General features: G+C 64.2%; 22 protein-coding genes and 1 pseudogene. 5 read left to right on the plus strand and 18 right to left on the minus strand.

What is annotated here, in order from left to right; all coding sequences use genetic code 11:
* Window positions 1-165 precede the first annotated feature (165 nt).
* Window positions 166-765, plus strand: coding sequence for a YdeI/OmpD-associated family protein (locus CO656_RS04560; RefSeq protein ID WP_097524940.1), 600 nt, complete (start codon window positions 166-168; stop codon window positions 763-765).
* Window positions 766-789: 24 nt separating this feature from the next.
* On the opposite strand, the gene CO656_RS04565 is transcribed toward CO656_RS04560, so the two are convergent.
* On the minus strand, window positions 790-1,059 hold the full coding sequence (locus CO656_RS04565) for a hypothetical protein (protein WP_097524941.1): 270 nt from the start codon (window positions 1,057-1,059) through the stop codon (window positions 790-792).
* 105 nt (window positions 1,060-1,164) lie between these two features.
* Window positions 1,165-2,595: an NADP-dependent phosphogluconate dehydrogenase gene (gndA, locus tag CO656_RS04570; protein WP_097524942.1), complete on the minus strand. Its 1,431-nt coding sequence runs from the start codon at window positions 2,593-2,595 to the stop codon at window positions 1,165-1,167.
* A 399-nt stretch (window positions 2,596-2,994) separates the two neighbouring features.
* On the opposite strand from gndA, the gene CO656_RS04575 reads away from it, so the two are divergent.
* The 3 genes from CO656_RS04575 (at window position 2,995) to CO656_RS04585 (ending at window position 4,648) form a co-directional block, all read left to right on the plus strand.
* Window positions 2,995-3,801: a helix-turn-helix domain-containing protein gene (locus CO656_RS04575; RefSeq protein ID WP_097524943.1), complete on the plus strand. Its 807-nt coding sequence runs from the start codon at window positions 2,995-2,997 to the stop codon at window positions 3,799-3,801.
* Window positions 3,802-3,879: 78 nt separating this feature from the next.
* The gene (locus CO656_RS04580; RefSeq protein WP_097525067.1) at window positions 3,880-4,311 is read left to right on the plus strand and encodes a polyketide cyclase; all 432 of its coding nucleotides are present in this window, start codon (window positions 3,880-3,882) and stop codon (window positions 4,309-4,311) included.
* Window positions 4,295-4,648 carry a VOC family protein gene (locus CO656_RS04585; RefSeq protein ID WP_172900185.1) on the plus strand — a complete coding sequence of 118 codons (354 nt, stop codon included), beginning with the start codon at window positions 4,295-4,297 and terminating at the stop codon, window positions 4,646-4,648. Before CO656_RS04580 ends, CO656_RS04585 begins: the two co-directional genes overlap by 17 nt.
* Window positions 4,649-4,691: 43 nt before the next feature.
* On the opposite strand, the gene CO656_RS30130 is transcribed toward CO656_RS04585, so the two are convergent.
* The 14 genes and pseudogenes from CO656_RS30130 to CO656_RS04655 form a co-directional block, all read right to left on the minus strand.
* Window positions 4,692-4,871 carry a hypothetical protein gene (locus CO656_RS30130; RefSeq protein WP_162109160.1) on the minus strand — a complete coding sequence of 60 codons (180 nt, stop codon included), beginning with the start codon at window positions 4,869-4,871 and terminating at the stop codon, window positions 4,692-4,694.
* Between the two features lie 108 nt (window positions 4,872-4,979).
* Window positions 4,980-5,174: pseudogene (locus tag CO656_RS04595) on the minus strand (cytochrome C oxidase Cbb3); the annotation flags it as partial.
* A 61-nt stretch (window positions 5,175-5,235) separates the two neighbouring features.
* Complete coding sequence (locus CO656_RS04600; RefSeq protein ID WP_037423706.1) at window positions 5,236-6,159, minus strand: lipid A biosynthesis lauroyl acyltransferase; 924 nt, start codon at window positions 6,157-6,159, stop codon at window positions 5,236-5,238.
* 11 nt (window positions 6,160-6,170) lie between these two features.
* Complete coding sequence (locus CO656_RS04605) at window positions 6,171-7,199, minus strand: zinc-binding dehydrogenase (RefSeq protein ID WP_037423703.1); 1,029 nt, start codon at window positions 7,197-7,199, stop codon at window positions 6,171-6,173.
* Between the two features lie 43 nt (window positions 7,200-7,242).
* The gene (locus tag CO656_RS04610; RefSeq protein WP_037423700.1) at window positions 7,243-8,526 is read right to left on the minus strand and encodes a beta-ketoacyl-ACP synthase; all 1,284 of its coding nucleotides are present in this window, start codon (window positions 8,524-8,526) and stop codon (window positions 7,243-7,245) included.
* An 11-nt stretch (window positions 8,527-8,537) separates the two neighbouring features.
* A complete protein-coding gene (locus tag CO656_RS04615) occupies window positions 8,538-9,737 on the minus strand; it encodes a beta-ketoacyl-ACP synthase (RefSeq protein ID WP_097524944.1) in 1,200 nt (399 codons plus the stop codon).
* Window position 9,738: 1 nt separating this feature from the next.
* A complete protein-coding gene (locus tag CO656_RS04620) occupies window positions 9,739-10,215 on the minus strand; it encodes a 3-hydroxyacyl-ACP dehydratase FabZ family protein (protein WP_097524945.1) in 477 nt (158 codons plus the stop codon).
* A gap of 115 nt (window positions 10,216-10,330) precedes the next feature.
* Window positions 10,331-10,609: an acyl carrier protein gene (locus CO656_RS04625; protein WP_012708338.1), complete on the minus strand. Its 279-nt coding sequence runs from the start codon at window positions 10,607-10,609 to the stop codon at window positions 10,331-10,333.
* Between the two features lie 177 nt (window positions 10,610-10,786).
* Window positions 10,787-11,539 (minus strand): glycerophosphodiester phosphodiesterase family protein, encoded by a 753-nt coding sequence (locus CO656_RS04630; protein WP_097525068.1) that lies wholly within the window; start codon window positions 11,537-11,539, stop codon window positions 10,787-10,789.
* 23 nt (window positions 11,540-11,562) lie between these two features.
* Window positions 11,563-12,543 (minus strand): adenosylcobinamide-phosphate synthase CbiB, encoded by a 981-nt coding sequence (gene cbiB, locus CO656_RS04635; RefSeq protein ID WP_097524946.1) that lies wholly within the window; start codon window positions 12,541-12,543, stop codon window positions 11,563-11,565.
* Entirely contained in the window at window positions 12,544-13,545 is a 1,002-nt protein-coding gene (gene cobD / locus CO656_RS04640; RefSeq protein ID WP_097524947.1) for a threonine-phosphate decarboxylase CobD, read from the minus strand.
* 2 nt (window positions 13,546-13,547) lie between these two features.
* The gene (locus CO656_RS04645) at window positions 13,548-14,843 is read right to left on the minus strand and encodes a cobyrinate a,c-diamide synthase (RefSeq protein WP_097524948.1); all 1,296 of its coding nucleotides are present in this window, start codon (window positions 14,841-14,843) and stop codon (window positions 13,548-13,550) included.
* Window positions 14,840-15,682 carry a uroporphyrinogen-III C-methyltransferase gene (gene cobA, locus CO656_RS04650; protein ID WP_097524949.1) on the minus strand — a complete coding sequence of 281 codons (843 nt, stop codon included), beginning with the start codon at window positions 15,680-15,682 and terminating at the stop codon, window positions 14,840-14,842. Before cobA ends, CO656_RS04645 begins: the two co-directional genes overlap by 4 nt.
* Before the next feature lie 115 nt (window positions 15,683-15,797).
* On the minus strand, window positions 15,798-16,256 hold the full coding sequence (locus CO656_RS04655) for a cobalamin biosynthesis protein (RefSeq protein WP_097524950.1): 459 nt from the start codon (window positions 16,254-16,256) through the stop codon (window positions 15,798-15,800).
* Between the two features lie 462 nt (window positions 16,257-16,718).
* Between CO656_RS04655 and CO656_RS04660 the strand changes: the two genes are divergently transcribed.
* Complete coding sequence (locus tag CO656_RS04660; protein ID WP_097524951.1) at window positions 16,719-17,504, plus strand: TSUP family transporter; 786 nt, start codon at window positions 16,719-16,721, stop codon at window positions 17,502-17,504.
* 54 nt (window positions 17,505-17,558) lie between these two features.
* On the opposite strand, the gene cobO is transcribed toward CO656_RS04660, so the two are convergent.
* On the minus strand, window positions 17,559-18,203 hold the full coding sequence (cobO, locus tag CO656_RS04665) for a cob(I)yrinic acid a,c-diamide adenosyltransferase (RefSeq protein WP_037423672.1): 645 nt from the start codon (window positions 18,201-18,203) through the stop codon (window positions 17,559-17,561).
* 10 nt (window positions 18,204-18,213) lie between these two features.
* Window positions 18,214-22,239 (minus strand): cobaltochelatase subunit CobN, encoded by a 4,026-nt coding sequence (gene cobN, locus CO656_RS04670; protein ID WP_097524952.1) that lies wholly within the window; start codon window positions 22,237-22,239, stop codon window positions 18,214-18,216.
* Window positions 22,240-22,333 lie beyond the last annotated feature (94 nt).

Raw genomic sequence — 22,333 nt, forward strand, 5'->3', positions numbered from 1 at the left:
CCACGTAACTTAACCATCTCACGAGCCCGTTGCGCACGCCAGTTGCGTTTACCGCGCCCCGCTTGTCGGTTCGCGTCGTAGGGTGAGGGCTGGAAGGCGACAGCGGCGCCTTGTAGGCTCGCCGATTCAGGAGCGATGATGTCACCGCCAGGAGGAAACTGACTGATGCCGCCCGTCAAGGTCGATCCCGACAAAGTGCATGAGTTCGAGGACCCCGCAGCCTTTTATGCCTGGCTCGGCGAGCACCACGACAAGCAGGACGAAGTCTGGATCAAGGTCCACAAAGTTGGGTCGGGGCTCAAGTCGATCACGCCCAAGCAGGCCATAGACGTGGTGCTCTGCTGGGGCTGGATCGACGGGGTGCGCAAGGGGCTCGATGAGAAAAGCTTTCTCCAACGCTACACGCCACGTGGCAGGAAGAGCACCTGGAGCCAGATCAATGTCGATAATGTCGCGCGACTGATCAAGGACGGCCGGATGACGGAGCACGGGCTTCGGCAGGTGGAGATGGCCAAGGCCGACGGCCGCTGGGACCGCGCCTATAAGAGCGGCAAGGACATGAAGATCCCCGACGACCTCCAGGCCGCAATCGAAGCCGAACCCAAGGCCAACGAGATGCTTAGCAAGCTTAGCGAACAGAACCGCTTCGCGCTGGCCTTCCGCACCCACAACATGAAAACCGAAGCCGGTCGAAAGAAGAAGATCGAGACCTTTGTCGAGATGCTGAAGCGCGGCGAGACGATCTATCCGCAGGGGAAGAAGTGAACCGATCGAGCCCGTGCTTATGCTTCATATGCTCACGGCTGGCCAGTACTTGTCGTCGGTAAAATCCGCCGGGATCGGATTGAGCTGTTCGAGTTTCTCGGCGACGAAATCGATCTGCATCTTCAGATAGCGGATGGAATGCGGCATCGGCGCACCCGTGGCCAGGCTGCGTACCCGCCATTGCTCGTAGCCCGACGCCCTTATGCGCCGCTCCGCCTCGCCGCGGATGCCTGCCGGCCCGGTTCCGGACCCAGTGTCGATCGCCTTGCCCCCTTCGATCACCCTGAATTTCATGCTGCCTTCCCGATTGCTCCCTTGCTTGAGATGTCGTGAGCTTGCCGCGGAAGGGCGACCGGCGCCACCCTTCCTTTGGTAGAAGCGATCTGAACTGATTCTAAACTAAGCGGTCAATCCGCTGCCCCACGGTCCGTGGTGGCTGTCGGCGCCGTCGACGCGGTCGAAACCGTGAGCGCCGAAGAAGTCGCGCTGCGCCTGGATGACGTTCGCCGTGCCGCGGCCGCGGCGGTAGCTGTCGAAATAGCCGAGCGCCGAGGCGAGCGCCGGCACCGGCAGGCCGCCGAGCACCGCCGCGGAAACGACCCGGCGGAGCGCCCCGTCGGTTTCCTTGACCATCGCCGCGAAGGCGGGCGTGACGATCAGGTTGGCCGCATCCGGCGCCTTGGTGAAGGCGGTGGTGATCTCGTCGAGGAATTGCGAGCGGATGATGCAGCCGGCCCGCCAGATCCGGGCGATCGTCGGCATCGGGAGGTTCCAGTCGAACTCCTTCGAGGCGGCCGACATCACCGCGAAGCCCTGCGCATAGGCGCCGATCTTGCCGGCGAGCAGCGCGCTTTCGAGGTCCTTGATGAAGGCTTGCTTGTCCGTCACCTTGAACTCGCCGACCGGCGGCAGCCCGAGGATCTTTTCGGCTGCCTCACGCTCCTCCTTCGCGGAGGAGATGCTGCGGGCGGCGACGGCCGCCTCGATGGCGGTCGCCGGCACGCCCATGTTCTGGGCCTCGATCACCGACCATTTGCCGGTGCCCTTCTGTCCGGCCTTGTCGAGGATCAGGTCGACCATGGGCTTGCCGGTCAAAGGATCGGCGGCCTTCAAAACCTTTTCGGTGATTTCGATCAGGTAGGAATTGAGCCGGCCCTTGTTCCAGGCACCGAAGACCTCGCCGATCTCCTGCGCCGTCATCTTCAGTCCGTCGCGCAGGATGCCGTAGATCTCGGCGATCATCTGCATGTCGGCATATTCGATGCCGTTATGGATCGTCTTGACGAAGTGGCCGGCGCCGTTTTCGCCGAGCCAAGCGACGCAGGGATCATTGTCGTATTTCGCGGCGACCGAGGTCAGCACCTTCTCGACGCGGCGATAGGATTCCTCCGTACCGCCGACCATGATCGACGGTCCATGGCGCGCCCCCTCCTCGCCGCCGGAAACTCCCATGCCGATGAAGGTGAGGCCGCTATCCTTCAACGCATCGAAGCGGCGCATCGTGTCGCGGAAATTGGCGTTACCCGCGTCGATCATGATGTCGCCGTTGTCGAGATGGGGCTTCAGCGCCTGCATCTGCTGGTCGACGGGGTCGCCGGCCTTGATCATGATAATGATCGGGCGCGGCGGACGGATAGCGGCGACGAATTCCTTTATCGTTTCGCAGGGCACGATCTGTTCCTTGAGCGCGCCCGCCTCCGCGTGGAATTTCCGCGTCGCGTCAACCGAACGGTTGAAAACGGCGATCTTGTTGCCTTTTTCCGCGATATTGAGTGCCAGGTTCGATCCCATGACGCCGAGACCGATGAGGCCGATTTCCGCCTGTGACACGTGCTTCCCTCCATTGGGCAGGAGAGCCATGCACGGGCCGCGAAGTCGCGTCGGTGCCGGCTCCTTCGAATTGAACTGCGCACGTCCCGGTGGCCCGCGAAGGGGGTGCCGGCAACATGCGGCGGAGGAGGCTGTTTTGGCACTCAAATCGATTTACGACAAGCCATTCCTGAGAAAATCACTGCTTCTCCGGCTTGCCGTCGCCGTCGTCGAGCACGCGCCGTCCAGCGGAATGCAGCGAGGCTGAGACCGACCCAGATCCTTGATCTGCGTCAAGTTCTGGAGTCGAATGCGCGCGGTGCGTCGCCCCCGGCAACAATCAGCTCCTTTCGGCCCACTTCCGGCTGTAAGATGGCTGCCGTGTCGCCGTAGTAGCGCCGACATCGAGGAGAGCCGGGCATGCCGAACATCACACCGCCCCGACTTGCGCAAAGCACGGGCATTTACCGGGAGCGGCCCGCCGCCGGCGCGCTTGCTGCCTATTTCAAATGCCTGTGGCTGCATCGACTCCCCGTTGGCGAAGCGCCAAGCATGGCCGTCGTACCGGACGGCTGCGCCGACGTCATCTGGACGTCCGGCGGCCCGGCAATCGTTGGACCCGACCGTGTCGCCGCCTTCCCCAAGCTCGCCGCAGGCGAAACCATCTTCGGTGCCCGGTTCAGAATTGGTGCAGCGGCCGCCTGGCTGCGCACGCCGTTGAGCGGGTTGACCGGCCGGACGGTCCCACTCGATCTCCTTTGGGGGCGAGCGGCCAACGAAATGGACGAGCGGATGGCGCTGGCACGGGACGCCACCGAGCGGCTCGCGATATTGGCAGGCGCATTTAAAGGCCGCCTCTCGACCGCGCACCCCCCGCCACCGAACATCGCTTCGTTGGTGAAGCATCTCCACGAGGCTCGCCCAGCCGCGGCCGATCCCATCCGAAACCTGGCGCGAACAACCGGCTCTAGCGAGCGAAGTCTCCGCCGTCTCTGCCTCGAGCATTTCGGCTATGGCGCCAAGACCCTAGATCGCGTGCTGCGCCTGCAGCGCTTCCTGGCTGCCGGCCGCGGCCGGCCGCAGGACAAATTGGCGGCCCTGGCCGCCGATGCCGGCTATGCCGACCAGGCACACCTTACCCGGGAAACGAGGGAGCTCACCTCGCTGACGCCCGGCGAAATCCTGCGGCAGTTCGCTCCAGACCCATCAGAGAAATCGAAGGGGTGATTTCAGCAGCACGATTGGCCGTTTCGTTCAAGACCATTGCACACCGAGGTGCTATCCGAACTCAAAACGGAGACGCGCATGACCACGATGGCCGCCAGAATTATCCACGTTTCGATCGAGCGAGACTGGCGCGATGTCTACGCCTTCATGGCCGATCACCAAAAGATGCCGCTTTGGGCCTCCGGGCTCTCGACGGGGCTTGCGCGTGACGGCGACGAATGGATCGCGCCGGGCCCGCTCGGCAATGCCCGTGTTCGTTTCGCTCCCGCCAATGAGTTCGGCGTCGTGGACCATTTGGTGAAGCTCGAGAACGGCGCGAAGATCCACAACGCGCTCCGGGTGGTGCCGAATGGGGACGGCGCGGAAGTGATGTTCACCCTGCTGAGACAGTTCGACATGAGTGACGAACAATTAGCGGCGGATGCCGCCTGCGTTCAAAAGGATCTCGACACCTTGAAGACCATTCTGGAAGAATCAAAAGACGGCAAAGGACATCGCCATGACCGGTAGCGACCGACGGATCGACTATATCGAATTCAACGTGGCGGACATCGCGGCGAGCAAGGCCTTCTACGGCAGCGCGTTCGGCTGGACCTTTACCGATTACGGTCCGGAATATTGCGAGTTCGCCGACGGCCGGCTGACCGGCGGCTTCACGACGCTCGGTCCGGTCCGCAGCGGAGGGCCGCTCGTCATCATCTATGCCGATGAACTGGAAGGCGCGCTCGCCCGCGTCGAGGGCGCCGGCGGCAGGATCGTCAAACCGATCTTCATCTTCCCCGGCGGCAGGCGCTTTCACTTTGCCGATCCGGACGGTTACGAGCTGGCGGTCTGGTCCAAGCAATAGCGGCAGTTCGAAATGTTCGACGGGCGGAGTGGACGGCGAAGGGCTATTCGCCGAAGCGGATGAAAAGCGCGCTGACGAGGCCGAAGACGACGATGCACTGGAGGATGAACATGGGCCATTCCTGTGACATCCGCTTCTCCTCCCGCGTGACCACCGCCACAATGGATAGCTGTAAGGAGCGGCGCCGCGGCACAGGCCCCTCGCGGCAACTGCCAATTTCCATTGGCATCCCGCCGCCGGCAAAGTTTAGCATCTCCTGTTGAACTGCGCACGAAAAGCCGCGCGCCCAGAAGGACGCGCGGCTCGCAGCGCGCTTTCTCGGGTTGCTTTGCTACTCGCCGCCGCCGAGGGAGTGGACGAAGACCGCGAGTTGCTTGACTGTCGTATCGCCCATGCGAGGCAGCCAGGCCGGCATGACGCCATGCTTCGGTGCCTTCATCCGGTTGACGATCGCCCGCTCGCCCTCCCCGTTCAACCAGATCGCGTCCGCCAGATTGGCTGCCCCCATCTCGCGATTGCCCTTCGCCGGCGCGCAGCCTGGCGGCCCGGAACCGCGGAGAACGCCCCGCAAATCGAATGAGATTGCTTCAGAGACTGCGCTTGATACGCCACCGGTCGTGATACCAGAGCCACTGGCCCGGATATTCGCGAACCCAGCTCTCGACCTTGTCGTTCAGCATCTGCGCCGTCGCCGTGACATCGACGCTGCCATCGGCCCTGCGCGGAATTTCGACGGCCGGCTCGAGTTCCAGCCGGAATCGGCCGCCGGGGAGGCGGATGCAACGGGCCGGATAGACCTCGCAATTGAACTGGCGAACAAGTTTCGCGAGCAGCGGATTGGTCTGGACGTCCTGGCCGAAGAACTTCGTCTTCAGGCCCTTGCGGAATTTCTGGTCGACCAGCACGCCGACGCCGCCGCCGCGTTCGAGCTGGCGGGCGAGCGCAAAGGAGGAGCCCGCATGGGAGGGCACGAGATTGCCCATCCGCTCCTGGCGGAACTGGAAGACCTTGTCGGCCATGTAAGGATTGTTCGGCGGCCGGAAGAGAACGGTGACGTCCAGCCCGAAGGCGGAGCCCGCCACAGGCAGCATCTCGAAATTGCCGCTATGCGCCGTGAAGACGATGAAGGGCCGCGGATTGTCTCGCAGCTCCAGGAAGAGCGGAATGCCCGAGACCTCCACCCTGCCCGGCTCGGCGCGGTGCGGATCGAAGTCGAAGAGCCGGTCGAGGAAGACATATTCGGCCGCGAGCCGGCCCATATTGCCCCAGCTTTCGAGCGCAGTCTCCTTTATCCAGGCGTCGCTCTTCTCAGGATAGGCATTGCGCAGATTGGTAAGCGTCAGCTTATGGCGGCGGGTCTTCGGACCGATCCAGCGCGCGACGCGATCCATGAAATTGATCGCCGCATCCGCCGGAAAGAGCTTCAAAACATTGAGAAGCAGGAAGACGAGCTGTGCGATCAGCCATTGCCGGAAGCGATCGGCAGCGAGCACCAGCCGTGTGATCAGCATCCGCACCGGGATTAATCCATCCGCAGAATAATCTTGCCGAAGATCTGCCGAGACTCCATCCGCTCGAGCGCACGATCGATGTCGGCGAGGCCGACTTCGGTATCGATCACCGGATGAACGAGGCCGCGCGCCATCTTCTGCATGGCGTTCGCCATGTTTTCCATGCGGCAGCCAAAGGAGCCGAGCAGCTTCAACTGCTGCTGGAAGAGCATCATCAGATTCATGTCGGTCGAGACGCCCGAGGTCGAGCCGCAGGTGACGAGCCGGCCGCCGCGCTTCATCGACAGCATCGAGCCCGCCCAGGTGTCCTTGCCGACATGCTCGAAGACGACATCGACGCCCTTCTTCTTGGTGAGCTTGCGTACCACGCCCTCGAAACGGTCGGTGCGGTAGTTGATGACGTGATCGGCGCCGAGCGCCCTCGCCTTCTCGATCTTGTCGTCGGAACCGACCGTGGTAATGACCGTGCAGCCGATCTTCTTGGCGAGCTGGATCGCCGCCGAGCCGATGCCGGAGCCGCCGGCATGGACAAGGATCGTTTCGCCCGGCTCGAGCTTGGCATTATCGAACAGCATGTGCTCGACCGTACCAAACGTGACCGGTGCGAGCGCCGCACCGACCGCGTCGACACCGGGCGGCGCCGGGACCAGCAGGCGAGCCGGCAGATTGATCTTCTCCTGGGCGAAGCCGTCGAGGTGGAAACCGTGCACGCCGCCGACATGTTCGCAGAGGTTGTCGCGCCCTTCCTTGCAGGGGCGGCAGAGGCCGCAGGTGCGCGCACCGTAGATCGAAACGAGCTGGCCCGGCAGGACATTTGCCACACCCGGTCCGATGCTCTCGACAGCGCCGGACGCTTCCGCGCCGATGACCAGCGGCATCTTGCGCTTGGCAAAGGCCATGCCGCGCCAGCCCCAGACGTCGATATGGTTGAGCGCGACGGCCTTGACCCGCAGCGTCACCTCGCCCGGACCGGGCGTCTCCGGTTCCGGCAGGTCGGTAATTTCGAGCTTGCGGTCATCGAGCAGTTGCAGGGCGCGCATGGTCTTTCCTTTGCGGAAGGCAGGTATTCGATCGTCGAGCGGCTTAGGCCGGCTCGGCGGTCATGACAAGGCTGGCATTCTGGCCGCCGAAACCGAAGGAATTCGACAGGACCGCGGTGACCTGCTGGCTGCGCTTCGCGTTCGGCACGACGTCGAGAACGATCGCCGGGTCCGGGTTCTGGTAGTTGATGGTCGGCGGCAGCGTGCCGGTGAGCATCGTCTGGATCGAGAAAACCGCCTCGACCGCACCGGCGGCGGTCAGCGTGTGGCCGATCATCGACTTGTTGGACGAAACCGGTATCGACGGCAGGCGCTCACCGAAGACGGCCGACATCGACAGATATTCCATCTTGTCGTTCTCCGGCGTCGAGGTGCCGTGGGCATTGATGTAGCCGATGCCGGTTTCATCGATGCCGGCATCCGCAAGCGCCGCGCGGATCGTCGCAATCGCCGGCCCACCATCGGGCGAGGAGCGCGTGCGGTGGAAGAGATCCGCCTTTTCGCCGCAGCCCTTGAGAATGCCGTAGATGCGGGCGCCGCGGGCGAGTGCCGCTTCGAGCGATTCCAGCACCAGGGTGGCCGCGCCTTCGGCAATGACGAAGCCGTCGCGATCCTTGGTGAAGGGTTTCGACGCCTTTTCCGGCGGATCGTTCTGGGTCGAGAGCGCCGAAAGCAGCGAGAAGCGGATCAGCGCCTCGGCGCTGACCGAACCGTCGGTCGCGACCGTCAGCGCCCGGTCGGTACGGCCCTGGCGGATCGCCTCGACGCCAAGCTGGATCGCCGTGGCGCCCGAGGCACAAGCCGTCGACAGCGTGACCGGCAGGCCGCGCGTGCCGAAACGATCGGCAAGCCGCTCGGAAATCGACCCGAAGAGCACGGCCTCGTGGAAGACCGGATCGGCCTTCTGGCGCATCGCGGCGAGGAAGCGGTTATAGGCGTCGCCCGGCCGTTCCGAGGCCGGCGCCCGGTCCGCGAGCTCGAAGCGCGCGTTCCACTCCGGTTCGATCGGCGGCGCTGCGAGGAAGAGCGGGCCGTTGAAATCGCCGGAAAGACCGGCCTGCGCGAGCGCTTCCAAGGTCGTCTCGCGCGCCATCGCATAGGAACGTTCGACGGCGTTGTCGGCCGGAATTTCGATGAAATCGACTGTGCCGCTGATGCGGGTCGAAAGGCCCTCCGTCGGGAAGCGGGTAATCTTGTGAATGCCGGAAACGCCGCCGCTGAGCGCCGCCCAGTTGTCCTCCAGCCCCTGGCCGAGCGAGGTGATGACGCCCATGCCGGTAATGGCGACGATCGGGCGGCCGAGGTGATCGGTGTAAGCCTTGCTCATGCTTGAGCTCCTTATTCCGCGGAAAGCACGGCGACGCCTTCGCCGCGGGAATGGCCGATGGTGGTGACGATCGCCGCCTTGGCGGACGCCGTCATCGGCGCCTCGGCAGGATCGAAGGGCGGCACCTTCGCCGCATGCCCGAGCGAGAGCGCGGCAAAAGCCATGCCGACCGGGAACTGCGCCTCGATGCCGTGACCGACGAGACCGCCATAGGCGCGGACCGGCCGTCCAGCGAACTCCGTGTCGAGGAATGCCTTCTCGCGGCGCGCCAGGTCGTGGAAGCCGCTGGTGCCGGAAAACACCACGGTCGACTGCGGCTCAAGTTCTGCGGCAGGTCGTGCCAGATCCCTAAGCCGAGCTTCGAGCCGGCGGTCCTCTCGGCTGCCGCGATCACCTTCGATCGCATCGATCGTGGCATAGATGCGGGCGCCGCGGGCTTCGGCGTATTCGCGCGATTCCAGAACGAGGAATGCGCCGACGGACCCCAGGATCATGCCGCCGCCGTTCTCGGGATCGCGCGACCAGATCGGCTGCCACTCGCCAAGCGCATGTCCCTGGATGGCTTCGATCAACAGGATGATGTCGAGGCGTTCGGCCGAGAAGGCGCCGCCGACGAGCGTATGCGTCGACTGCCCGGCCTTGATGCGGGCAAAGGCGGTTTCGATTGCCGAAATGCCCGCCGCCTCCTCGCCCATGAAGGTGCGAGACGAGCCCGTCACCTTGTGGACGATCGAGATGTTGCCGGCCAGAAGATTGGAGAGCTGGGCAAGAAAGAGCGTCGGGCGGAGCTCCGTCGTCAGCTTCTCGTTCAGGAGTTGTTCGCGATCATTGCGCTTCAGGCCCTCATCGACGATCAGCGAGTCGACATTGATATCGCGTTCGCCGCCGCCGGCAGCGACGATCATGTCCATGCTGCCGCAGGCTTCGAGATTGTCCTTGAGCCCCGCGTCGTCCAGCGCGAGCCCGGCTGCGAAGACGCCGAGGCGCTGCCAGTTCTCCATCTGCCGCTGATCGCCGCGCTTGGCGATCTGCGCCGACCAGTCGATCTCCGGCAGGGGATGGACCGGATAAGGCGCAAAGCGCTCGGTCTCGACCCGGGCCTTCGGCGGTTCGACGGAACTCAGCAGGGCAACATGCGGCTCGGCGCCGACGCCCTGGCTCGTCACAATGCCGACGCCGGTGATCACCACGTCGTTTGCGGATTTGGTCATCTTATTTCTCCGAAGCGGCCGCAGCGGCCATCAGTCCCACTTCCTCGGCACGCCTGCGGACGATCTCGCCAAGCGGCACCTGATCGAACGGCATCGTCCTCAACTTTAGCTGGGCATCGCAGATCTTCTTGCCGCCCGATGCGATTTTGGCCTTGGTCACCGCGAAACCCGAGCCCTCGTGCTCCAGGAATGCTTCGATCTCGAGCTCGGCGGAAGGCTCGACGAATGTGCGCATCTTGGCGCCGTCGACCGACATCAGGAAGGGCATCGCCACGAATTTGGTGACAGCAAGCACGAGAAAGCCGGAGGCCTGCGCCATGGTTTCGATCAGCAGCACGCCGGGAACCAGCGGATAGCCGGGAAAATGCCCCTCGAAGACCGGGCTCTTCTCCGGCACGATGGACCGCGCCGTCAGCCGGCCCGCCGCGAGATCGACGGTTTCGATCCGATCGATCATCTGGAAATATTCAAGGAGCATCAGGGCTCATCCCGTTCGTTTCGGGCTCAAGTAAAAATGCCGATGCCGCCTGTCAAGCGAAGGACGCAGCAGGCGGCATCGGTAAACGGATCGAACCGTGTCGGCGGCGAGGCGATCAGGCCTTGGCGGCGCGAAGCTCGTCGATCTTGGCGCAGAGGTTCTTCAGCACGAAGTATTCCTCGGTCGACACCTTGCCTTCGTTGACTTCCTGGGTCCACTGCTCAAGCGGAATCTTGATGCCGAATTCCTTGTCGATCGCAAAGACGATGTCGAGGAAGTCCAGGCTGTCGATGCCGAGATCATCGATCGTGTGGCTTTCCGGCTTGATCGTCTCGCGGTCGATCTCGCTCGTTTCCGCAATGATGTCGGCAACCTTGTCGAATGTAGCTGTCACGCGCTTACCTCTTGAAAATCGAGTCTTGGCGATCCCTATAGAAAAATGCACCGCAAAAGCCAATGCCTCGCGGAGTTTTGCGACCCAGATTTGAAAAACGGTGTTGCTAATCGGCGACCGAGTGCCGGTCGGCTGAGGTGTCGTGCCCGTTGACAGCTGATCCGCTTCCTCACGGCCTTATCCGAAATGACCTGCCGCCAGGCGCGGATCGTCCAAGAGGATGGCGTCAGGCCCAATCGCGCGCAGGCGCTCAAGTCCTTCTCCGTCGACCAGCCCGACCGGAAACGGCGGGTATTCCGGCATCGGAATCGAACGCGGCTGACCCACCATCACCGTGAGGAGCAGGCCGGCGTGGCGAACGATCGCCGCACGTTCGGGGCTCGCTGCGCCCTGCCATAGCCTGAACCAGTCTGCACCGGCATGCCGAGCCCGAGTGGCGGAGTCCGGCTCCTCCAAGAAAGCGAGAATGGCGATGTCCGCTCTGGCGGAGCGGACTGCAGCGATGAGGTCGAGGCTGCGCAGGCCAAGCATCGTTCGCTCGGTCGCACTCGCACCGGTGACCTCGTCGACGATGCGCTGGACGTGCTGCGGGTCGGAAAGCTTGACATCCAGGAGCACCCCTAGCGAGCCCGAGGCGGTCAGCGCCTCTCGAAGCGTCATCGTGGCCGGCAGCAGGCGCCTGAGCGTTTCCAAATCGACATCCGAAACAGTGCGTCCATCACCGCAGAGCCGTCGAAGATCGTCATCGTGCATGCAAATGAGAGCGCCGTCCTTCGTCAGGCGAATGTCCGTCTCGATGGCATCTGCGCCAGCGCCTGCGGCGGCATGCAGCGCCTCCGCGGTGTTTTCGGCAGCAAGCGCCGCGCCGCCGCGATGCGCGATGATGAGAGGTTTGCGGCCGGAGCGACGAAACCAGAACTCAGAGGGCATCATCGTCGCCTGCTGCTGGAGTTTCAGAAAAGCAGGAACGGCAGAACCAGGACGGCGGCGCTCAAGGTGAGCGCGCTGCAGGCACCGTAAAAGACGATCACCGCGTCGTCGATGTCGGCTGCCGTCGCGACTGCGCGGCCGGGGCGGTTGATCATAGGCTCCTCGACGCGCGCCCCGCCATAGACCCGTGGCCCGGCAAGCTGGATATCGAGCGCGCCGGCCATCGCCGCCTCGGGCCAGCCGGAGTTAGGCGAGCGGTGAAAAGCGTGATCGCTCTTGGCCACCTCGATTGCGGCCTTCGCCGCTTCGGCGCCGCGCTTCAAGCGAGCCCCTGCGGCGATGAGAAGAGCCGAAAGCCGTGCGGCCGGAAGATTGACCAGGTCGTCGAGCCGCGCCGAGGCCCAGCCGAAATGAAGGTATTTCTGACTCTTATGGCCGATCATCGAATCGGCCGTATTCAGCATCTTGTAAGCGAAAAGGCCGGGGAGCCCAGCAATCGCATACCAAAGGGCGGGAGCGACGACCCCATCGGAAAAATTCTCCGCAAGGCTCTCGATAGCCGCACGGCAGACGCCAGGCTCATCAAGCGTTTTCGGGTCCCGGCCGACGATCATCGACACGGCCTTCCGGCCCCCTTCCAGGCCGTCACGGCGCAATCCGTCGGCGACGCGGCGGACGTGATCGGCGAGGCTCTTCTGGGCCAGGAAAACCGCAACGGTCAGCGCCTCCAGGACGAAACCGAGCGCACCGAGAACATCGAACAGCCGATTGAGCACCACACCGAGCAGCATGCTTGCTGCGACAAGGATGACGATGGCCGCAACGCCCCGCATTTTTAGCCAGCCACCGTGCCCACCGCGATTGAGCGCCGCGTCGAAAACGCCGATGGCCTTGCCGAAGAGTACCACCGGATGCGTCAACCGCTCCCAAAGCCAATCTGGATCGCCAACGATGCGGTCGATGATCAGCGCGACGACGAGGATGAGGAAAATTTCAGCCGACATCTAAACTCCTGCTCGCTGCAAGGCTTCGGCAAGACGGCGGTCGCCATTCGCATCCGCGGCAAGGCCGATCCGCAGCCAGCGCCGGTCGTAGTCGAACTTGCGCGTCAGAATGTGCTCCCCGCAGAGCGCCGTATGAAGATCGTTTGCCCGTTCGTGGTCGACGAGCGCGAAGAGACCGGTACCACCGATGACGTCCATGCCGGCGCCACGAAGCACCGCATGGAGAGCCGCATTGCGTTCGAGAATACCTTCCCTGACCGCCTCCGTGTCGCCTTCCATCAGCCTCGCCGCAACGGCAAGTGCCGGGCCTGACACCGCCCAGGGGCCAAGCCATTCGCGGAAAGATTCCGTGACCGCGGCGTTTGCAACGACGAAGCCGAGCCTCAGGCCCGCAAGGCCGAAGAACTTGCCGAAGGAACGGAAGACGACGAGGTTGTGCTGTGCGTCGACATGCGGCGCAACACTTGTTTCCGGATCGAGGTCACCGAAGGCCTCGTCGACGACGAGCAGTCCGCCGCTCGCCTCCATCTCCCTTGCCATTGCAAGCACTTGGTCGGGCGGAAAAACCCGGCCCGTGGGGTTATTGGGATTTACCAGGACCGCGAGCCCGTGCGCCGCAGAGAGATCATCGGCACTCGCGACAGGGTCGACGGCAAAGCCGGCGCCGGTCAAGACGCGCTCATATTCGCCATAGGTCGGCCCGAATATAGCGGCGCGCCTTTTCAAGTCGGCAAGCCGCGGCAGCAACTGAATGACAGCCTGGGTTCCGGGAACCGGCAGAGGCATGAGGTCGCCGGTCCGATAGTAGCTGGATGCGGCTGCGCGGGCTGCCTCCTCCAGGTGGCGATCCGGCAGCCGATGCCAGACCCGCGCGTCGATCTTCGGCAGCGCGACCGGGCACGGATTGATGCCGGTTGAAAGGTCGAGCCAATCGTCTGGCGCGCCGCCGAAGCGGGCTGCGGCCTCGGTGATCCCGCCGCCATGGACGATCGGCGCGGTCATCGTCACTCCGAAAGATCGATGAGATGCACGAAGGAACCGGCAACATTGCCGCGGCGAAGGCCGGCATGGCCGAGGTCTACACCTGCCGCATCAGAAACGGCGAAGAGCGGCGCGGCCGCCCCTTCGGAAACGATGGTCGAATAGTGAAATTCGTGCGCCGTCATCGGTCCCTCGAAAAATTCATTGTCGAAAGGCGCCACGCGCCGGTAGCCGAGATGCCGCTTGCGTTCCGCGAAACTGGTGACCAGCGGCAACAGCCCGAGCATCTCGTAACGCTTGCCGTCCGCTGCGACAAGACCTTCGCCGAGCGTCATGTAGCCGCCGCATTCACCGAAGATGCGCGCACCGTGATCGGCCGCGGCATGGATCCCGGCTCGGAAACGAGTAGCCCTGGCAAGCCGGTCGGCGTGCAATTCCGGATAGCCGCCCGGCAGATAGATTGCGTCGGCGCCGGCATCGGGCGCTTCATCGGCCAGCGGCGAAAAGAACGAGATTTGCGCTCCCTGGCTCAACCAGCCGGCCAGCACATGCTCGTAACTGAAGGCAAAGGCGACGTCGCGGGCAACGGCAATCCGGTGGCCGATCGGCTTCAGCATCCGGGCGCATTGCGCCGGCTTCCCCCGCAAGGCAGACGCTGTTGCGAGAAGGGCTTCGACGTTACAGGCCGCAGTGACGCGCGCCGCGGCGTGCTCGATGAAATCTTCGAGCGACCCGTGCTCGCCGGCCTGGACAAGGCCCAGATGCCGTTCCGGCAGCTTCAACGCGGCATGCTGGCGCAGCACGCCGAAAATTGCCACGCCTGCGCGGTCGAGCGCATCGCGGAGCATCGCCTCATGGCGGTCGCTGCCCACGCGGTTCAGGATGACGCCGGCGACGCGCATATCGTCGCGATGATCCATATAGCCGCGCACCAGCGCCGCGACCGAGTGGGAGAGCCGGGCGCAATCGACGACCAGGACCACCGCCAGCCCCAGCGTCGCGGCGAGGTCCGCCGGCGATCCGGTCCCGTCCGCAGCGCCGTCATAGAGCCCCATCATCGCCTCGACGATCAGCGTCGAGCCATCCTTCGCCGCAGCCGCAGCGTTGGCGAGTAGCAGTTCCGGCCGCATCGCCCAGGGATCATAGTTGAGGCAGGCCTTGCCGCTTGCGGCCGTATGGAAGGCGGGATCGATATAATCTGGGCCTGCCTTGCCCGGCGCAATGGAGACGCCGCGCCGCGCCAGCGCCCGCAGAAGACCGAGCGTCACCGTCGTCTTGCCGGAGCCGGAGCTCGGGGCGGCAATCATCAGACCGCTCATGCCGGGTCCCGGCGGATTTGGCTCGCGAACGGATCGGCGACAAGTGTGCGGCCATCGAGTGCGCCGAGCCAATCAAGCGACGGACGCAGCCGAACGACCTCGCCGACGACGACGATTGCCGGCGGCTCCAGCCCGGATGCCGCCACATCGGCTTCGGCGCGGGAAAGCGTGGTCTCGAGCACCGCCTGCTCGGCCGTCGCCGCATTGCAGACGAAGGCAACCGGCTCGTCGGGCGTACGCCCGGCAGCGATGAGGTTCGCCGAAATCTGTCCGATATGCTTCATCGCCATGTACATGACGATGACCGGCGAGCCCTTGGCGATGCCTTCCCAGTTGATCCGGTCTGGCACAACGCCGGAGGAATCGTGGCCAGTGAGGAAGGTGACCGCGTGATTGACTTCGCGGTGGGTCACCGGGATGCCGGCATAGGCCAGTCCGCCGATCCCCGCAGTGATGCCGGGCACGATACGGAATGGAATACCGTGTTCGACAAGGGTCAATGCCTCCTCGCCACCGCGACCGAAGACGAAGGGATCGCCGCCCTTGAGGCGTAGTACCCGGAGCCCGGCGCGTGCGAGCTCGACCAGGCGCAGCGAGATATCACGCTGCTTCGGCGACGGCTTGCCGCCGCGTTTGCCGGCAAATTCAAGCTTGGCGTCCGGGCTGGCGAGCTTCAGGCAATCGGCATTGACCAGCGCATCGTGAACGATCACATCCGCCTGGCGAAGCGCATTGGCGGCATGGAGCGTCAAAAGACCGGGATCGCCGGGTCCGGCACCGACCAGCCAGACGGAACCGGGTTCGAGCTTCGGCAGGCCGGCAAAAAACATATCCGTCACCCCTTATTACTCCGGTCCTGGCGAAACATCTGAGCTTATTCTCTCTCGTAGGAAATGATGGCAGAACATTGAATCTGCATATGAAATGACAACACGTGTGTGCCCGCGCAAGGCATCAGCCGCCTCCCGTGGCGCCGGCTTCGGTTTCGCAGGTGAAGGCATGGTGCCGCGGTCCTGCGATCGCTGCCGTGGCCCGGGCCGAGCGGATCTTTGGAACGAGCAGCACTGCGTCACGCCCGACCCCCGCCAATGCAGCGCCCTCGGCAACGCCGTGGCAGCCGGTATGGGCAAAGACGATCTCGGACGGATTCTTAAGTCGCGCGGCTTCTGCCTCGAGCGTCGCAGCGTCGAAGAAGCGGACGGGCACGGAAAAATGCCGGCCTGCCGCGTGAATGGCCGGCTCTTCGGCGCGCGCGTCCAGCGAAGCCACGAATGCAATATCGCTCTTCGACGCGCCGGCGTCGGCGAGTGCCCGCTCGGCAAGCGCGATCACTTCCCCGGGCGCTGTATTTCGCTCGCAGCCGAGGCCGAGAACGAGTCGTGCGGCTGAAACTGGCCCCGTGACCAAAGACATCTGCAGTGCTGCTCCCCTGCAGCGCCACACGGCCCGGGGGCACAGAGCAGCTGCAAATCAGTGTAATTGCGCGATAGTCCCATGCCTTTGGGGTTGGGAGCCGCGCAGCGGTCGGCGTTCCACACGAAGCGCCGGCCTGGGCAGACAGCCGCACCGGTCAGGACAGCACCGGATCTGGCCCCCTGAATGGGTCGGCCGCACCGGACGCTCTTTCGATCCGCTCGCACGGACGCCGTCGCATGATCTTCATTTCTACCGAAGGGCATCCGGGCGGTCAAACCAGATTGCGCCATCACGGCGTCGTAAACACATAACCGAGCGCCGCCGCTCCGGCGGGCGAAGACAGGGAGCTTGCAGCAGCAGAATGGCATTTTCTGCGGAAATTGCCGACGACAAGCCTTTGCTTTTCACGCCCGGCTCTGACACAAGGCGGAAGCAATTCCGTTTCGTCTCGAGCTTTCCGTGACCGACCTCGCCATCCACCTGCTGCTCTTTCTGTTCGTAGCCGCCTTCATTGCCGGCTTCATCGATTCGATCGCCGGCGGCGGCGGGATGATCACCATTCCTGCCATGCTGATCGCCGGCATTCCGCCGCTCGAATCACTCGGCACGAACAAGCTGCAATCGCTCTTCGGTTCGGGCTCCGCCAGCATCGCCTATGCGCGACACGGCCATGTGAATTTGAAGGAGCAGCTGCCGATGGCGCTGATGTCGGCCGCGGGGTCGGTGCTCGGCGCCTTGGTCGCGACAGTCGTTCCAGCCGATGCGCTGAGGGGCGTGCTGCCCTTTCTGCTGATCGCGATTGCCGTCTATTTCGGCTGCAAACCGAATATCGGCGACGTCGAAAAGCACCGCCGCCTGTCGGCTTTTCTCTTCACCCTCACCTTCGTACCGCTGATCGGCTTCTATGACGGCATTTTCGGACCGGGCACGGGCTCGTTCTTCATGGTCGGCTTTGTTTCGCTTGCCGGCTACGGCATCCTCAAGGCGACGGCCCACACGAAGTTCCTGAACTTCGGTTCCAATCTCGGCGCCTTCATCGTTTTCGTTCTCTACGGCGTCGTGCTCTGGAAGGTTGGGCTGCTGATGGGAGCGGGCCAGTTTCTCGGCGCGCAGGTCGGCTCCCGCTATGCGATGGCAAAGGGCGCGAAGATCATCAAGCCGCTGCTCGTCATCGTCTCGATCGCGCTGGCAGTCCGGCTGCTAGCGGATCCAACGCATCCGCTCAGGATTTGGCTGGGCATCTGATCGCGCCGGCCTGCCTGTTCACGGCCGGCGCGTGAACAGGCCGGATTTGCACCGCTAGAACTCGACTCCCTTCTGCGCCTTGATGCCGGAGCGGAACGGATGCTTGACGAGTTCCATCTCCGTCACCAGATCGGCGATCTCGATGAGATCCTCCTTGGCGTTGCGGCCGGTCAGAACCACATGCGTCATGTGCGGCTTCTCCTCCTTGAGGAAGCGAACGACCTCGGCGACGTCGATATAGTCGTAGCGCAGCGCGATGTTGATCTCGTCGAGCAGCACCATGGAATTGCGCTCGTCACGGATCAGTTCCTTGGCCTTCTCCCAGGCCTTCTCGGCCATTGCCACGTCGCGGGCGCGGTCCTGCGTCTCCCAGGTGAAGCCCTCGCCCAGCGTGTAGAACTGGCAGAGGTCGCCGAAGTGCTTGTCGATCAAATCGCGCTCGCCGGTCTGCATGGCGCCCTTGATGAACTGCACGACGGCACAGGGCATGCCATGGGCGATATGGCGGAAGATCATGCCGAAGCCGGCGGTCGACTTGCCCTTGCCCTTGCCCGTATGGACGATGACCAGCCCCTTCTCGTCGGTCTTCGTCGCCATGATCTTGTCGCGCGCCGTCTTCTTCTTCGCCATCTTCATGGCGTGACGGGCTTCGTCCTTTTCGGCAACCGGTTCGCCGGTGTTTGCGGTTTCGTCGCTCATGGCATCCTCCCTATTCGTTGCCGGCGCGCGGGCGCTCGGGCTGAGCGCCCGACAGACTGTTCAGTTCAAATCGCGCCGAGTTGGAGCGCGGGTTCCAGAGACCTCGGTCGACCGCCTCCAGGAACCGCTCGGCGAGTTCGGCAAGTGCCACCGGGTTCTTGTCGCGCAGGAAATCGAGGACTTTCTCGTCGGCGATGAAGGCCTGGTAGGCCGCCTCGAAATGATGGTCGCGCACGGCCCCGGTCGTCGCGGCGAAGGCGAACATGTAATCGACAGTCGCGGCGATCTCGAAGGCGCCCTTGTAACCATGACGCATTACCCCGGCGATCCACTTCGGGTTGACGACGCGGGCGCGAACCACGCGGCCGATCTCCTCCTCCAGCGAGCGGATCACCGGCTTTTCCGGACGCGAATGGTCGTTATGGTAGATCGCGGGACGCTCTCCGCTGAGATATTCCGCCGCAGCGCTCATGCCGCCCTCGAACTGGTAGTAATCGTCGCTGTCGAGCAGGTCGTGCTCGCGATTGTCCTGGTTCTGGACGACCGCCTCAACGGTCCGCAGGCGCTCCTCGAAAAGCCCGCGTTCCGCCCTGCCGTCTTCGCCGGCACCATAGGCATAGCCGCCCCAGGTGAGATACGCTGCGGCGAGATCGCCGCGCTTTTCCCAGCCTTTCTCGTCGATCAGCGCCTGTAGACCAGCGCCATAGGCGCCCGGCTTGGCACCGAACACACGATAGGAGGCGCGTCTTGCCGCCTCCATCGGCTCGACGCCCTTTTCCTCGAGGCGTCGCGCTTCGGCACGCATGCGTGCCGCGATCATGTTGTCGGCATCGTCCTCCTCCAGCGCGCCGATCGCGCGGGTCGCCTTGTCGAACAGCGCGATCTGCTCCGGGAAGGCATCGCGGAAGAAGCCCGAAATCCTGAGTGTGACGTCGACGCGCGGTCGGCCGAGCACGGCGAGCGGCACGATTTCATAGCCGGTCACCCGACGCGACGCCATGTCCCAGATCGGCTTTGCACCGATCAGCGCCAGCGCTTGGGCAATGTCGTCGCCGCCGGTGCGCATATTAGAGGTGCCCCAAGCCGTAAGCCCGAAGGAGGACGGCCATTCGCCATGGTCCTGCAGATAGCGGCGGATGAGCAACTCGGCCGATTTCTTGCCGAGTTCGTAGGCCGCCGGTGTCGGCACGGCGCGGCTGTCGACGGAATAGAAATTGCGGCCGGTCGGCAGCACGTCCGGCCGCCCGCGTGTCGGCGCGCCGGATGGGCCAGGCGCGACGAAGCGGCCGTCGAGACCGGTGAGCAGGCCGGTGATCTCGGCAGCACCCGACCGTTCTATTGAAGGCTTCAGCCGTGCCTCGATCTCGTCGAGCACGGCTTGCGTGTTGGTCCAACCGTCGGGGCAAGCGATCTCGCCCGACACCAGCTTCGTGGCGAGAAGCTCGATGCGCTCAACCGTATCGCCGGCGGTGCGCCAGGAAGCATCCGAGAGGTTGGCGAGGAGATCGGGCTTTGAGCCGAGCCAGGGCGCGGATAGAACGCAGTCGAGGGGGTCGAAACGTTGTGCGGGAATACTCCCTTCTGTCCTGCCGGACATCTCCCCCACAAGAGGGGAGATCGGCGAGTGGCGCCCGTCCGTTTCTTCACTCCTGCCAGCGACAATGGCGACTGTAGCGGTATTCAGATTTCCCTCCGCTGCGACAGCGTTTGCGGGAGAAGCGCTCGCATCCCTGCTCTCCCCCCTTGTGGGGGAGATGTCCGGCAGGACAGACGGGGGTACTCGCCCGGCATCACCCAACCCCAGGTCCGCCGAGATCGCGCGCTGCAAACTCTGATCGCCACCCTCGCCCAAGCCACGCGGCACCCGGGCAAGCGCCACCGTCAGGTCGGTCAGCAGCCGCCCTTCCGGCGCCACGCCGAAGATGTGCAGCCCGTCGCGGATTTGCATCTCCTTGAGCTCGCAGAGATAGGCGTCGAGCTTTTCGAGCGCCGTGTCGTCGCTGTCGCCCTTGTCGATGCCGGCGTCGTGGTCGAGGCCGATGTCGCGCACGAGATCGAGGATCTGACGACTGAGCAGACGCAGCCGTCGCGGATCGCCGCCCGCCGCTTCGTAATATTCGTCGACCAGCGCTTCGAGATCCTTGAGCGGTCCGTAGGACTCGGCGCGTGTCAGAGGCGGCGTCAGGTGATCGATGATCACCGCGCTGGTGCGGCGTTTCGCTTGCGTCCCCTCGCCCGGGTCGTTGACGATAAAGGGATAGAGATGCGGCGTCGGGCCGAAGATCGCCTCTGGGTAGCAGGTCTCGGAAAGCGCCAGCGCCTTGCCCGGCAGCCATTCGAGATTGCCGTGCTTGCCCATATGGATGATCGCGTCAGCGCCGAAGGTTTGGCGCAGATAGGCATAGAAGGCGATATAGCCGTGCGGCGGCACGAGATCCGGCGCGTGATAGGTTTCCTTCGGATCGATGTTGTAACCGCGCGCCGGCTGGATACCGACGATGACCTCGCCGAACCGGGCAAGCGGCAGGGTGAAGGCGCCGTCGAGGAAGAAAGGATCGGCCTCCGGCGTCCCCCAGCGCACGCCCACTTCCGCCTGAATCTTTTCCGGAAGAGAGGAGAAGAAGTCCTTGTAGTGATTCAAGGAAATGGTTTCGCGAATTTCCCGGCCGCGGCTTGCGGCATTCGTCGGTCCGGCCATCAGGAAGCGGATCAGCGCCTCGCCGCCTTCGGGCAGATCGCCAGTCGAATAACCTTCCGCCGCCATCGCCTTCAGCACCTCGACAGTGCCGGCGGGTGTATCGAGGCCGACGCCGTTGCCGAGACGTCCGTCCCGGTTCGGGTAGTTCGCCATGACGATTGCGACGCGCCGCGCCTGCGGCTTCGCGCGCCGCAACCTTGCCCAATTACCGGCGAGCCGGGCGGCGAAGCGCACGCGGCCGGCAAGCGGCTCATGGCCGACGATGTTTGCCTCGACAAGCGGGTCGTAGACCGATGCCGCCTTGAAGGAGACGGCGCGCGAAAGGATCCGTCCGTCCACCTCCGGCAGCGCGACATTCATACCGAGGTCGCGCGCCATCAGCCCTTGCGGCGAGGCTTCCCAGGCTTCGCGGGAGGAGCCTGAAAAAATCACCTGCAGCACCGGCGCGCCGGTGGATTCCAGCACCGTCGGCTGCCGGTCGGCGCCGGGCGCCGAGACGGCAAAGCCGGTGGCATTCATCACCACGTCCGGCGCCGCCTCGGCAAAGATCGCTTCGAGAGTACCGACCGACACCTGATCCTTGAGGCTCGACACAAAGACCGGAAGCGGGCGCATGCCCTCCTCGGTCAGCGCCTCGATCAGGGCCTCGACCGGCTTGGTCTCGCCGCTCTGCACGAGGGCACGGTAGAAGCAGATGGCAACTGTGGGACGAGCTTCCTTCTTCCCTTCGGAAGTCTGCGCTCCCCCGACATCGCCGGCGATACGCACCCACTCGTCAACCCCGATCACGCCCCTGCCCGGCCACCAGATGCCGGCTTTCAGCAGCGGCCGCGCCGGTTGCGGCTTTTCGGCGCCATCGATCAGCGCCTCGGCATAGTCGAGGAACAGGCCGGCATTGTCCGCGCCGCCTTCGTTGAAATAGGCCCAGAGACGCTCACGGTCTTCCGCTGCAACGGTCGAGAAAGGGTCGAGACCCGGGTCCGGCTTGTCGTCCCCCGGCAGCACCGCAATCTTGAACTTGCCCGCCACCGCCGCGGCATAGAGCGCCTCCAGCACGTAGCGAAAATAGCTGGCGCCGCCGAGCGGCCGGACGACGATCAGCTTCGCATGTCGCGCGGTACGTTCGACGTAGGTGTCGACCGACATCGGATGCATGAGGTTCATGAGGCTGGCGATGCGCAGGCTATTCCCGCTCGCGCGCCGGCGATGCGCGGCGGCAATCGACGCAAGCTCGGTATCGGCCGCCGACAGGAACAGGATATCGGCCGGGCTTTGCCCGAGATCGATCGCTTCGTCGCCGTCGGCGATCGTGCCTTTCTGGGCTAGGAGGAGATGCATTGTTGCTTCCCGCTGGGCTCGTGAAGAGACCCCTCCCCAGCCCCTCCCCACAATGGGGAGGGGTTAGGTCGTGCCACACGCACTCTTTCCCCGA

The sequence above is a fragment of the Sinorhizobium sp. FG01 genome, assembly GCF_002531875.1.
Lineage (GTDB): Bacteria > Pseudomonadota > Alphaproteobacteria > Rhizobiales > Rhizobiaceae > Sinorhizobium > Sinorhizobium fredii_C.

Coding starts and splice junctions, on each gene's coding strand:
- CO656_RS04560 (WP_097524940.1), top strand. CDS start 166: ATGCCGCCCGTCAAGGTCGATCCCGACAAAGTGCATGAGTTCGAGGAC.
- CO656_RS04565 (WP_097524941.1), bottom strand. CDS start 1,059: ATGAAATTCAGGGTGATCGAAGGGGGCAAGGCGATCGACACTGGGTCC.
- CO656_RS04575 (WP_097524943.1), top strand. CDS start 2,995: ATGCCGAACATCACACCGCCCCGACTTGCGCAAAGCACGGGCATTTAC.
- CO656_RS04580 (WP_097525067.1), top strand. CDS start 3,880: ATGACCACGATGGCCGCCAGAATTATCCACGTTTCGATCGAGCGAGAC.
- CO656_RS30130 (WP_162109160.1), bottom strand. CDS start 4,871: ATGGAAATTGGCAGTTGCCGCGAGGGGCCTGTGCCGCGGCGCCGCTCC.
- CO656_RS04600 (WP_037423706.1), bottom strand. CDS start 6,159: ATGCTGATCACACGGCTGGTGCTCGCTGCCGATCGCTTCCGGCAATGG.
- CO656_RS04605 (WP_037423703.1), bottom strand. CDS start 7,199: ATGCGCGCCCTGCAACTGCTCGATGACCGCAAGCTCGAAATTACCGAC.
- CO656_RS04610 (WP_037423700.1), bottom strand. CDS start 8,526: ATGAGCAAGGCTTACACCGATCACCTCGGCCGCCCGATCGTCGCCATT.
- CO656_RS04615 (WP_097524944.1), bottom strand. CDS start 9,737: ATGACCAAATCCGCAAACGACGTGGTGATCACCGGCGTCGGCATTGTG.
- CO656_RS04620 (WP_097524945.1), bottom strand. CDS start 10,215: ATGCTCCTTGAATATTTCCAGATGATCGATCGGATCGAAACCGTCGAT.
- CO656_RS04630 (WP_097525068.1), bottom strand. CDS start 11,539: ATGCCCTCTGAGTTCTGGTTTCGTCGCTCCGGCCGCAAACCTCTCATC.
- cbiB (WP_097524946.1), bottom strand. CDS start 12,543: ATGTCGGCTGAAATTTTCCTCATCCTCGTCGTCGCGCTGATCATCGAC.
- cobD (WP_097524947.1), bottom strand. CDS start 13,545: ATGACCGCGCCGATCGTCCATGGCGGCGGGATCACCGAGGCCGCAGCC.
- CO656_RS04645 (WP_097524948.1), bottom strand. CDS start 14,843: ATGAGCGGTCTGATGATTGCCGCCCCGAGCTCCGGCTCCGGCAAGACG.
- CO656_RS04655 (WP_097524950.1), bottom strand. CDS start 16,256: ATGTCTTTGGTCACGGGGCCAGTTTCAGCCGCACGACTCGTTCTCGGC.
- cobO (WP_037423672.1), bottom strand. CDS start 18,203: ATGAGCGACGAAACCGCAAACACCGGCGAACCGGTTGCCGAAAAGGAC.
- cobN (WP_097524952.1), bottom strand. CDS start 22,239: ATGCATCTCCTCCTAGCCCAGAAAGGCACGATCGCCGACGGCGACGAA.